This is a genomic window from Mesorhizobium sp. M7A.F.Ca.US.011.01.1.1, from assembly GCF_003998295.1.
Taxonomy (GTDB): Bacteria; Pseudomonadota; Alphaproteobacteria; order Rhizobiales; family Rhizobiaceae; genus Mesorhizobium.
The window spans coordinates 64262-76283 of sequence record NZ_RZRT01000010.1; the positions used below are offsets into that span (position 1 = coordinate 64262).

The 12022-nt window shown below is 62.8% G+C and carries 11 protein-coding genes; 8 read left to right on the top strand and 3 right to left on the bottom strand.

Going from position 1 to position 12022, the window contains the following annotated elements; all coding sequences use genetic code 11:
- Window positions 1-141: 141 nt before the first annotated feature.
- Complete coding sequence (locus EOA13_RS13340; protein ID WP_127293126.1) at window positions 142-1974, bottom strand: ATP-binding protein; 1833 nt, start codon at window positions 1972-1974, stop codon at window positions 142-144.
- A 154-nt stretch (window positions 1975-2128) separates the two neighbouring features.
- Here EOA13_RS13340 and EOA13_RS13345 point away from each other — a divergent pair, with 154 nt between their 5' ends.
- From EOA13_RS13345 to EOA13_RS13355, 3 genes are read left to right on the top strand one after another with little or no spacing between them, the layout of a single operon-like run.
- On the top strand, window positions 2129-2692 hold the full coding sequence (locus tag EOA13_RS13345; protein ID WP_127293128.1) for an XRE family transcriptional regulator: 564 nt from the start codon (window positions 2129-2131) through the stop codon (window positions 2690-2692).
- 4 nt (window positions 2693-2696) lie between these two features.
- A complete protein-coding gene (locus EOA13_RS13350) occupies window positions 2697-3005 on the top strand; it encodes a hypothetical protein (protein ID WP_127293130.1) in 309 nt (102 codons plus the stop codon).
- A 44-nt stretch (window positions 3006-3049) separates the two neighbouring features.
- On the top strand, window positions 3050-3577 hold the full coding sequence (locus tag EOA13_RS13355) for an N-acetyltransferase (protein WP_127293132.1): 528 nt from the start codon (window positions 3050-3052) through the stop codon (window positions 3575-3577).
- Window positions 3578-3581: 4 nt separating this feature from the next.
- Here EOA13_RS13355 and EOA13_RS13360 read toward each other — a convergent pair whose 3' ends face one another.
- Window positions 3582-4460 carry a LysR family transcriptional regulator gene (locus EOA13_RS13360; protein ID WP_127293134.1) on the bottom strand — a complete coding sequence of 293 codons (879 nt, stop codon included), beginning with the start codon at window positions 4458-4460 and terminating at the stop codon, window positions 3582-3584.
- 122 nt (window positions 4461-4582) lie between these two features.
- Here EOA13_RS13360 and EOA13_RS13365 point away from each other — a divergent pair, with 122 nt between their 5' ends.
- Window positions 4583-5734: a gamma-butyrobetaine dioxygenase gene (locus tag EOA13_RS13365; RefSeq protein WP_127293136.1), complete on the top strand. Its 1152-nt coding sequence runs from the start codon at window positions 4583-4585 to the stop codon at window positions 5732-5734.
- Entirely contained in the window at window positions 5731-6321 is a 591-nt protein-coding gene (locus EOA13_RS13370) for an HD domain-containing protein (protein ID WP_127293138.1), read from the top strand. Before EOA13_RS13365 ends, EOA13_RS13370 begins: the two co-directional genes overlap by 4 nt.
- Before the next feature lie 73 nt (window positions 6322-6394).
- Here the strand turns inward: EOA13_RS13370 and EOA13_RS13375 are convergent, their stop codons facing one another.
- Entirely contained in the window at window positions 6395-8197 is a 1803-nt protein-coding gene (locus tag EOA13_RS13375; protein ID WP_127293140.1) for an NAD(P)/FAD-dependent oxidoreductase, read from the bottom strand.
- Window positions 8198-8631: 434 nt separating this feature from the next.
- Here EOA13_RS13375 and EOA13_RS13380 point away from each other — a divergent pair, with 434 nt between their 5' ends.
- From EOA13_RS13380 to EOA13_RS13390, 3 genes are all read left to right on the top strand, one after another.
- Window positions 8632-10413, top strand: a complete 1782-nt coding sequence (locus tag EOA13_RS13380) for an acetolactate synthase 3 large subunit (RefSeq protein WP_127293142.1) — start codon at window positions 8632-8634, stop codon at window positions 10411-10413.
- An 85-nt stretch (window positions 10414-10498) separates the two neighbouring features.
- Window positions 10499-11071 carry an acetolactate synthase small subunit gene (ilvN, locus tag EOA13_RS13385; protein ID WP_023757090.1) on the top strand — a complete coding sequence of 191 codons (573 nt, stop codon included), beginning with the start codon at window positions 10499-10501 and terminating at the stop codon, window positions 11069-11071.
- A gap of 114 nt (window positions 11072-11185) precedes the next feature.
- Window positions 11186-11782: a LysE family translocator gene (locus EOA13_RS13390; RefSeq protein ID WP_127293144.1), complete on the top strand. Its 597-nt coding sequence runs from the start codon at window positions 11186-11188 to the stop codon at window positions 11780-11782.
- Window positions 11783-12022: the final 240 nt, after the last annotated feature.

Below are 12022 nucleotides of genomic sequence, written 5' to 3' on the forward strand. Positions count from 1 at the left end.
CCGCTTCGGTTCTCGAAAACAGCACCACCCGACTCAGCCTGACGAATTCCCTGACGGGATTTACCCAGGCTTTTCCAATGGATCTCGGAAGCCCTGACTTGGGTGCTCAGACCCACCCGCCGATGTGTGTGACGCCCAAACTCAATCGTTTTGCGGGCGCAGGCCGAAGGTTGCGGGCTTGAGGCCGTAGCGCATGTCGAAATCATCGTCCGATGGCGCGCGCGCGGCGGGTGGCTTGCGGTAGTCGGGATCGCCGGCCTGGCGGCCTGAATCGACGACCTCGGCGAAGGCCATCGCCTGCTGCGTTGATTTAGGCACGTTGCGCAGTCGTTCCACGATCGCCACCAGATCGACATCGTCGCCCGGCTTCGACGAGGCGGCCTCTTCGCGCTTGGCGGTGCCAGGAAGCAGGTGGCTCGGCAGTTTTTCGAACTTCAGCCGCATGGTCGTCGCTACGCCTTCGCCAAAGGCGATGGCTTCGCGCTGGCCCATGGAGGACAGGAAGGCAAGCGTCGAGGCGGAAGAATCGGCAATCGCCGAGCGGATGATCGCCTGGTCCTGCTCATTGGCAAGCCGCATGGCGAAGAAGGTCGAGCATTGCGACAGGATGGTCGGGTCGAGCTCGCCCGGGCGCTGGGTGACGACGCCGAGATAGCAGCCATATTTGCGGCCTTCCTTGGCAATGCGCGACAGCGCGTGCCTTGTCGGCGCGAAGCCGAGGCGCGGGTCGGCCGGCATATAGCGGTGCGCTTCTTCGCACAAAAACAGAAGCTGCAGCTTGCCCTCGCTCCACAGAGCGAGGTCGAAGGCCAGGCGCGCCAGCACCGAGCAGACCGAATTGACCACTTCCGACGGCATGCCGGCCATTTCGAAGCAGGTTACCGGGCGGCCATGATGCGGCACGCGGAAGATGTTGCCGATCGTCTCGTGGATGGTGTCCTCGATCAGGCGCGAGTTGAACATGAAGCGATAACGTGGATCGGCCGCCGCCGATTCGATGCGCGTCTTCAGCGATTTGAGCGTCGGGCGATCGGTCTTGCTTTCGAGCATGCCCATGCGCTCATCGATCTGCTTGAGCAGGTCGGCGATGCGGTAAGGCACCGGCGTATCGGCGGTCAGCGCATCGCTGCCGCGCCTGATATAGGAGCCCGAATTCGGGTTGCGGTAGAGATTCTTGGCGGCCGGAATGAGGTCGCGCAAGGCGTCGATTTCTTCCGGCTCGGTCTCGCGGCCCCGGAACAGCACCTCGGCGAATTCCTCCAGCGTGAACATCCAGAACGGAAGATCCAGGGTTTTGGAATCGACCCTGACGCAGTATTCGGGCAGCGATGCAGCGAACTCGTTGTGCGGGTCGAGGATCAGGATGCGCAGATCCGGCCGTGCCGCGATCGACTTGCGCAGCAGCAGCGAGACGGCGGTGGATTTGCCGACGCCGGTGGTGCCGACAATGGCGAAGTGACGCGCCAGCGTATCGTCGATGGCGATGTTGGCGGCGATCGTCTCGTCCTGCGCGAGCGTGCCGATCGTGATCGAATGACGCCCGGCGAGGTCATAGACCGCCTGCAGGTCGCGGGTGCGGATGCGATGCGCAACGGCGCCGATATGCGGATAGGTGGTGATGCCGCGATCGAAGACCGGTTTGGCGCCGGGCTCTGCTCCGTCACGCACTTCGCCGATCAATTCGATGCTGACCTCGATGGCGTTCTGGCCCTCATTGCTCCAGGCGCGGTCCGACTTGCCGATTGCGTAGACAAGGCCGACGGTTCGCGTCGATCCAAGATTGATGGAGATCATCTTGCCGACCGTCCACAGACCGGTCACCGCGCCGTCGACATCGTCCGCATAGGCGCTGATGGTGGCGCGCGCGCCGTCGCATTGCACGACATTGCCCAGAATGCGTCTGTCGCTCTGCTCGGCGTCGCGGCGCTCCTGCGATGTCGGTTCTCCAACGGAGGCTTCGCGTTCGACATACATGGACAGGCCAATCCCCATTTCCCTGGAACATCGATCCTACCCGAATGGGGTTAAGGCCCGATGAGGTCGGATGGTGTAGAGAGCATTAAGGGGCCCGTGAAAATTGTCGCAAGGCGGCTCTTCTCCGGCGTCTATTTTTCGCTATAATAGACATATGGATGATATAGCGAACGACATTTCCTCGACGATCGGCCGCAGGATACACGCCGAAAGGATCGTGCGCGACTGGTCCCTGGCCGAACTCGCGGAGCGTTCCGGCGTCTCGAAGGCGATGCTCAGCACGATCGAGCGGGGCAAGACCAGCCCGACGGCGGCGCTTCTGGTGCGCATCGCGTCGGCCTTCGGCATGACGCTGTCGACCTTGATCGCACGCGCGGAATTGCAGGGCGGCGGGATATTGCGCGAGGCCGACCAGCCGGTGTGGCGCGATCCCGACACCGGCTATGTCAGGCGGCATCTTTCGCCGGCTGGCGATATGCCGCTGGAACTGATCAAGGTGCATCTGCCGGCGGGCGCCAAGGTCAGTTTTCCGGCCGCTTCATACGCCTTCATCAAGCAGCAGATATGGCTGATTTCCGGGCGGCTCGAATTCATCGAAGGTGAGGCGGTGCACAAGCTTGTATCAGGCGACTGCCTGGCGCTTGGGGCGCCGTCGGACTGCACCTTCCATGCCCTGGAACCAGGCGCCGACTACCTGGTCGCGCTGGTCAGGGGCTGACACAATGGCAAGAAGACCAAAGCGCTCCCATAATGGGGGGCCGCCTCTCGATGAGTACAAGGGCCCGCCATGGGGCAAGGGCGATCCCTACATCTTTCTTGCCTGGCAGGCCGCCCATGCCAGGGCGTGGAAGGCGCCGAGCCACGAGGTCATGCTGCTGCGCATGGACAGAGCCGAGCGGCTTGGCCTGACCTATGAGGAGTACACGCTCGAGATCCTCGAGCGCGGGCGGCATCTCGGGCACGAAGACGCCGACCGCATCAGCGCCATCAAGGCGGCGCGAAAGCGACGCCGCGCGCGCCATCTGGACTGACAGCAATGCGCCCGCTTCTATCTCAATCACAGGATATCCTGCACATGAACTCGATCGAGATCGCAACCCTGAACCCGGCTGCCGAGACGCAGGACATGCTGGCCGAATTGCTGGTCGCAACGGTGGCGGCCGGCGGTTCGGTCAGCTTCATGCATCCGTTGGCGCCGCAGGCGGCAAGGACGTTCTGGGAAAAATCGCTGGCCGCGGCGGCAAGGGGCGAAAGATCGGTGCTTGGCGCCTGGGACGGCAAAAACCTGGTCGGCACCGTGACCTTGCTGCTCGATTGTCCGCCCAACCAGCCGCACCGGGCCGAGATCGCCAAGCTGATGACATCAGTCGATTACCGGGGCAGGGGTGTGGGAACGCGCCTGATGCGGGCCGCCGAGAGCCTTGCCATCGAGAGGGGCCGCACGCTGCTGGTTCTGGACACGGCGACCGAGGAGGGCGCCTCAGGCCTCTATGAGCGGCTGGGCTTCACGCTGGCCGGTGAGATACCGAACTATGCCCTGAAGCCGCATGGCGGGCTGACCGGCACGTTGATCTACTGGAAGCGGATCGGGCCAATCTCATAACCAGTCATGCCGGCGCGGAGAGGCGCAGGAGCAGCCACTGGCGGAAATCCTGTTCGGCGCCGGTCAGCCGGGCTGTCGACGCCTTGGTCAGGAAATGCCCCCATATGCTGGAGAGTTCGTAGTCGGAAAGGCTGACCAGCGTCTTGCTGTCGAGCGCCGCATCGACCAGCGGCCGCGAGCCAAGCAGCACACCGGCGCCGGCCTTGGCCGCTTCCATGGCGGCAACGAAGCTATCGAAACGGTGCGATCGTCTGGGGTGGCCGGCCAACCCGGCGGCGGCGAACCATTCCGCCCACATCTCGCGTGCGCCGGCAACGAGAAGCAGCGGCGGGGAGGTCCAGTCGTCGTCGCCGGTGAGCGCAGGTGCGGCCACCGGCACGAGCCGCTCGGCGGTCAGCCTGTCGGCTTCGCGGCCGGGGAAGGATCCGTTGCCGAAGCGGATGTCGAGCACCGAGCCCGGCAGATCGTAGTCAGCAGGGCGATGGATCGTCACCAGATCGAGCTGGATGCGCGGCAGTGCCTTCGCGAGATCGGGCAGCGCCGGAACCAGCATGAGCAAGGCAAAGGAGATCGGGGCCCGGATGGTCACGGTCTGGACGGCACGCGGCTCGAACAGTTCCGCGGTGCTGTTGCCGATGGTGGCGAAGGCCGACTGGATGTGAGGCAGGTAGGCTGCTCCCTCCGGCGACAGTGCGACGCCCCGCGCCAGCCGCGAAAACAAACGTGTCTTGAGCCGCTCCTCGAGAAACCGGATGTGCTGGCTGACGGCTGCCTGGGTGAGACCGAGCTCGGCTGCCGCCGCGGTGAAATTCGACAGCCGCGCCGCCGCCTCGAAACTGCGCAGCCAGTCCAGAGGCGGCACCGGTGTATTTGTACGAGCCATTAGTATTCTGCAGTCATTGGCTAAAAAATGATAATTTGAGTTATGCCTGTCGCGCGATCAACATGCAATCGAAACCCTGCGGATCAGGCTGCGGGGGACGCAATGGACAGGAACGGATCTCCATGCTCACCCACGCGCTGATCGGCGACGAAGGCAGAACAATCGACCTTGGCTGGCAGGACGGGTCGCGCAGCCGTTTTCACGCCATGTGGCTGCGCGACAATGCGCTGGACGACAAGACGCGCAGCGCCGGCAATGGTCAACGGCTCATCACCATTCTCGACATTCCCGCCGACACCAGGATCGGCGCCGCGTCGATCAAAGGCGGCGCCCTGGAAGTCAGCTTCGTGCCCGAGCAGAAGACGGTCAGCTTTCCCGCGGCATGGCTGAGCGCCAATGCCTATGATCGTGACGCAGGCCGCCAGCCCGGCTGGACAGGCGAGGCCACCGTGCGATGGACCAAGGCCTCGATGCAGAATTCGGTGCCGCGCGCCGGCTATGTTGCGGCCAACCGCGATCGCGCTGTGCTGGGGCAATGGCTGTCGGCGGTGAAAACCTATGGCTTCGCGGTGATGGATGATCTGCCGACCGAATCCGGGGCACTGTGCAAAGTGTCCGATCTTTTCGGCTACATCAGGGAAACCAATTACGGGCGCTGGTTCGAAGTGCGCGCCGAGGTCAATCCGAACAATCTCGCCTACACGAATCTCGGCCTCCAGGCGCACACCGACAATCCCTATCGCGACCCTGTTCCGACGCTGCAGATCCTGTCCTGCATCGAGAATACGGTTGAGGGCGGCGAGTCCAGTGTCGTCGACGGGTTTGCAGTCGCGGCTGCGCTGCAGGCTGAGAACCCGGAAGGCTTCCGGCTGCTGAGCTCATGCCCGGCGCGCTTCGAGTATGCCGGCTCTTCCGGCGTGCGGCTGCAGGCGAAGCGGCCGATGATCGAGCTCGGGCCCGATGGCGAGCTGATTTGCATCCGCTTCAACAACCGCTCGCTGGCGCCGACGGTCGACGTGCCGTTCAGCGATATGGAAGCGTACTACGCCGCCTATCGCCGGTTTGCGGAACTGATCGAGGATCCATCCTTCGAGGTGACGTTCAAGCTCGAAGCGGGGCAAGCGTTCATCGTCGACAACACCCGCGTCATGCATGCCCGCAAGGCGTTTTCCGGTACCGGTAAGCGCTGGCTGCAGGGTTGCTACGCGGACAAGGACGGTCTGCTGTCGACGCTCGCGGCAATCGAGCACGGGTTCAAGGAGGCCGCGGAATGAGCGGCCAGGATTTGAACGCGGACACCATCGTCGAGTTCATCGCCGACATCTTCGAGCGCCGGGGCGCCGAATCCTATCTCGGCGAACCCGTCACCATGTCGGAGCACATGCTGCAGGGCGCCTGGTTCGCTGAAAAGGACGGCGCGCCGGACGAACTGGTGGCGGCGGCGCTGCTGCACGACATCGGCCATTACACCAGCGAGTTCGGCACCTATTCGCCCGAGGATGTCGAGGACAAGCATCATGACGAGGCCGGCGGCGAGGTGCTGGCGCCGTTCTTTCCACCTGTCATCGTCGAATGCGTCAGGCTGCATGTCGCCGCCAAGCGCTATCTCTGCGCCACCGACCCGACCTATTTCGGCAGGCTTTCGCAGGCCTCGGTGCACACGCTGTCGCTGCAGGGCGGGCCGATGAATGCCGAGGAGGTCGCCGAGTTCCGCAAGAACCCTTTCCATGAGGAAGCGGTCCGGGTCCGCATCTGGGACGAGAGCGGCAAGATCGCCAACATGAAGACACGGACATTTCGCGATTACGTGCCGCTGCTGCAGCGGGTGGTGATGCAGTTCGCCGCGGGCAAGCCGGCGTAAATTCCCTAGGGAAGGAGGCAGGGTGCAAGCCGTGCCTCCTTCTTTCTTCCGGCTTCGCCGGAATGGCGCTCGCCTACCCCTTGTGGTGCACCTGCTGCAGCCCGTAGACCGGCGTCGCGATGCCTTCATGCCGCGCCTTCAATTGCAGCGACAGAAATTGCGAATAGTGACGTGACTGGTGCAGATTGCCGCCGTGGAACCACAGCGCCTCCTGTTGCGTCGGCTTCCACATGTTGCGCAGCTCACCTTCCCAGGGGCCGGGATCCTTGGTGGTGTTCGAGCCGAGGCCCCAGCATTTGCCGACCTTGTCGGCGGTTTCGCGGGATATCAGATCGGCGGCCCAACCGTTCATCGAGCCGTACCCGGTGGCGTAGACGATGAGCTCCGCAGGCAGTTCCGACCCGTCGCTGAGCAGAACAGAGTGCTGCTTGATTTCCTCGACGTCGACGCCGCTCTTCAGCTTGATCGAACCATCGATGACCAGCTGCGAGGCGCCAACATCGATATAATAGCCAGAGCCGCGCCGGAGATACTTCATGAACAGGCCGGATTCGTCGTCGCCCCAGTCGAGCATGAAGCCAGCCTTTTCCAGACCCTTGTAGAATGCCGCGTCGCGCTTCTTCATCTCGGCATAGGCCGGGATCTGGAACTCGTGCAGGATCTTGTAGGGCAGCGAAGCGAAGATGAGATCAGCCTTGGCGGTGGTGATGCCATTCTGCAGCGCCTGCTCCGAATAGAGCGAACCCAGTCCGATTTCCATCAACGTGTCGGACCTGGAGATATGGGTGCTCGATCGCTGCACCATGGTCACGTCGGCGCCGGCTTCCCAAAGGGCCGCGGCAATGTCGTGGGCGGAATTGTTGGAGCCTATGACGACGGCCTTTTTGCCGGCATAGGCGTCGGGACCCGGGTGCTTCGAGGAGTGGTGTTGGTCTCCCTTGAAGGTCTCCATGCCCTTGAATTTTGGCAGATTGGCCTTGCCGGACTGTCCGGTGGCCAGCACCAGTTGCTTCGGCTTCAGCGTGATGTCCTTGCCGTCGCGGTGGACGACGACGGTCCATTCCTTCGTCTTGTCGTCATAGGACGCGCTTTTGGCCTCGGTCGAGGACCAGTAATTCAGCTCCATCACCTTGGTGTACATTTCCAGCCAGTCGCCGATCTTGTCCTTGGGCGAGAAGACCGGCCAGTTCTTGGGGAAGTCGATATAGGGCAGATGGTCGTACCAGACCGGGTCATGCAGGCAGAGCGACTTGTAGCGCTTGCGCCAGCTGTCGCCGGCCCGCTCGTTCTTCTCGATGATGATGGTGGGAACGCCAAGCTGCCGTAGCCGCGCGCCGAGCGCGATACCGCCCTGGCCGCCACCGATGATCACCGTATAGGGCTGCGTCTTGAAGCCGAGCTCGGCGGCTTCCCTCTCGCGTTCTTCTTTCCATGTCGGACGGTTCTTGCCCGAGCCGTGCCTGGCGCCCATCGGCCGCGCGAAGCCTGCCGGCTCCTCGTGGCCTTTCAGTTCGGCCATGGTGGTCAGCAGCGTCCAGATCTTGCCGTTCTTCAGCCTGATATGGCCGAAGCCGCGTGCCACTTCCGTCTCGAAGCTGATCCAGCCCTCGATCAGCCCGCCGGTCTCGGTCGCGTCCTCGCCCTTGGCGATGGCGAAATGCGATGGCCTGGTGTTCGACAACTGGCTTTTCAGCATGTCGCGGACCCGGTCGCGGCCTTCCATGGTCTTGATGTTCCAGGTGAAGGTAACGAGGTCGCGCCAGTAGCAATCCTCTTGAAAGCAATCGACCGCTTTCTCGATGTCATTGGCGGCAAGCGCGGCGCCGAATTGATCGAGCAGGTCGGACAGTTTCTTGTTTGGGGCCTTGTCGAGCATCAGCTTTCCTCCCGTGAAATCCAGATCTCGGCCGGACGTGCCAGCCGAACGATGAAGTATCGGCAAAGATGGCGGCCTTCGTCACGCCCCACCATAGTTTCCTGTGGTTTCAATGGCTTGTCTAAAGAGCAGGATTCAGGCTTCGGCTCAGGGACACCGTTGCGCATTCGTGATGATCATTTGCCGGCTCTGGGACACCTTGATTGCCGGCGCGATTTTTCCCGTTGACAGGCTGCCTTGCCCGCCCTTAGTGTCCGCCACCATGAAAACGGCACTCATTCTCGTAGGAAAGCGCGTGGGCAAGGCGGTGTAACCGCCGGGCGAAAACCCCCCCATGCGCAAGACACAGGCTCCCTCGGGGGCCTTTTTTATTGCCTGAAACACGACTAAACGACCAGCAATCGCCAGACGGCGGACAGTACGGGACCAGACCGATGAGCAACGGACAGAACGAACGGCGCGAAATGACAGGCGCCGAAATGGTGGTGCAGGCGCTGAAGGACAATGGCGTCAAGCATGTCTTCGGCTATCCGGGCGGCGCCGTCCTTCCGATCTACGACGAGATCTTTCAGCAGGATGAGGTCGAGCACATCTTGGTGCGCCATGAGCAGGGCGCCGGCCATGCGGCGGAAGGCTATGCGCGCTCGACCGGCAAGGCCGGCGTCATGCTGGTGACCTCCGGACCCGGCGCCACCAATGCGGTGACGCCGCTGCAGGACGCGTTGATGGATTCGATCCCGCTGGTCTGCCTGACCGGGCAGGTGCCGACCTCGCTGATTGGCTCCGACGCTTTTCAGGAATGCGATACGGTCGGCATCACGCGTCCCTGCACCAAGCACAACTGGCTGGTGAAGGACGTCAACGAGCTCGCCGCGACCATCCACGAGGCTTTCCATGTCGCGACCACCGGCCGTCCCGGTCCGGTCGTTGTCGACATCCCAAAAGACGTGCAGTTCGCCAAGGGATTCTACGTCCCGCCGCAGATCGCGCCGCGCACCAGCTACCAGCCCAAGGTCCAAGGCGATTTGGAAAAGATCAAGGCGGCGGTCGAACTGATGGCCGGCGCCAAGAAGCCGATCATCTACAGCGGCGGCGGCGTCATCAATTCCGGCCCGGAAGCAAGCCATCTGCTGCGCGAACTGGTCGATCTCACCGGTTTCCCGATCACCTCGACGCTGATGGGCCTCGGTGCCTATCCGGCATCGGGCAAGAACTGGATGGGCATGCTGGGCATGCACGGCACCTATGAAGCCAACATGGCCATGCATGATTGCGACGTGATGATCTGCATCGGCGCGCGGTTCGACGATCGCATCACCGGCAGGCTGACAGCCTTCTCGCCGAACTCGAAGAAGATCCACATCGACATCGATCCGTCGTCGATCAACAAGAACGTCCACACCGAAGTGCCGATCATCGGCGATGTCGGCCGGGTGCTGGAGGATATGGTGCGGCTGTGGCGGGCGAGCGCCAAGGCCGACAAGAAGGCGCTCTATCCCTGGTGGGAGCAGATCGCCAAGTGGCGCGCGCGCGACTCGCTCGCCTACAAGATGAACAACGACGTGATCATGCCGCAATACGCCATCGAGCGGCTCTACGAACTGACCAAGGGCATGGACACCTACATCACCACCGAGGTCGGCCAGCACCAGATGTGGGCGGCGCAGCACTATCATTTCGAGAAGCCGAACCGCTGGATGACGTCAGGCGGGCTGGGCACGATGGGTTACGGCCTGCCGGCGGCACTGGGCGTGCAGATCGCGCATCCCGATGCGCTGGTCATCGACATCGCCGGCGATGCCTCGGTGCAGATGACGATGCAGGAGATGAGCGCTGCGGTGCAGCACAACGCGCCGATCAAGATCTTCATCTTGAACAACCAGTATATGGGCATGGTGCGGCAGTGGCAGCAGCTGCTGCACGGCAACCGGCTGTCGCATTCCTACACCGAGGCGATGCCGGACTTCGTCAAGTTGGCCGAGGCCTATGGCGGCCACGGCATTCGCTGCGAGAAGCCGGACGAACTGGACGACGCGATCAAGGAGATGATTGCGGTGAAGAAGCCGGTGCTGTTCGATTGCCGCGTGGCGACGCTTGCCAACTGCTTCCCGATGATCCCGTCGGGCAAGGCGCACAACGAGATGTTGCTGCCCGACGAAGCGACCGACGAGGCCGTGGCCAACGCCATCGACGCCAAGGGCAGGGAATTGGTGTAGCCAGCAGAGCCGAGGCAGGGCTGTCGCGAGAAGCCGTGCGCAAACAGAGAATTAGCTCAAGAGCTTGAAAAACGAGATTCATGTCATGAACGCACAGCTACAGCCGACCGGCTCCGCCTATTTCATCGCCAAGGAAACGGAAAAGCCGGAAAACCACACGCTTTCCGTGCTGGTCGACAACGAGCCGGGCGTGCTTGCCCGGGTCATCGGCCTGTTTTCCGGGCGCGGCTACAACATCGAAAGCCTGACCGTTTCCGAGACCGAGCATGAGAAGCACCTGTCGCGCATCACCATCGTGACGCGCGGCACGCCACATGTGCTGGAGCAGATCAAGCATCAGCTCGAGCGCATCGTGCCGGTGCACCGCGTCGTCGACCTGACCGTGCGTTCGCATGAATCCGGCCAGGAGCGGCCGCTGGAGCGCGAACTGGCGCTGGTCAAAGTCGCGGGGACCGGCGAGGCCCGCGTCGAGGCGTTGCGGCTGGCCGATGCGTTCCGCGCCAGCGTCATCGACGCCAACACCGAGCATTTCATCTTCGAGATCACCGGCAAAGGCTCCAAGATCGACCAGTTCATCGCCATCATGAAACCGCTCGGCCTGGTCGAAATCTGCCGCACCGGCGTGGCAGCGTTGAACCGCGGCCCGCAGGCGATGTAGGACTTCGGCGGGGCTGGCGTCGAACGCGTCAGCCAGTTTCCATGTGAGGCCGTCCGTAGCCTTTGCGGGGTCGCCGAGAAGAGACAAGATGCTGACTTGTCAGGGAAGATATCCATGTCGCTCGACGCATTCCTTGCCCTGCTTGTCTACGCCTTCGTGACGTCGATCACGCCGGGGCCAAACAATCTCATGCTTCTGGCATCGGGCGTGAATTTCGGCCTCGTGAGAACCGTTCCGCACATGCTGGGCATCAGCATGGGTTTCCTCGTGCTGCTGCTTGCCGTCGGTCTTGGCCTCGGCGCTGTGTTGACGGCGTTTCCGGCGCTGCATACGGCGCTCAAGATCGCCGGCGGCGCCTATCTTTTGTACCTCGCCTGGAAGATCGCCATGTCGCGCACGCTGACCGGCAAGGGCGAGACGAAAGCGCGGCCCATGCGCTTCATCGAGGCAGCCGCATTCCAGTGGGTCAATCCCAAGGCGTGGGTGATGGCGATCACCGCCATGGCCGTCTATGCCAATGCCGAGCACCCGTTCCTGTCGGTGGTGTTGATCGCCGTGGCTTTCACCATCGTCAATTTGCCGAGCGTCTCGGTGTGGGCTGGGTTCGGCACCGCACTGCGCGGTTTCCTGTCGGACCCGGTGCGGCTGAAATGGTTCAACATCGCCATGGGCGTGCTGCTGGCGGCGACGCTTTGGCCGATGCTCAGGTAGGCCGTGGGGCGCACCATCTGATCGTAGGGGACGGGATCCGGACTCTCGGCGGACCGCCCCCCGGATCGGGAGCCGCCCCGTGTTGCACATCCATTGTGCAGTGCACATTAAATCTTCGTAATGCCGCCTTTTGGCCCTTTTCCGACAAAGGGGTGTCCTATCTATTCGGCGAAATCGCGGCAGTGAGCCGTGAGTTGCGCTAGAATACGACCACCTGGTTATGGCGTGTCGGACAGAGAG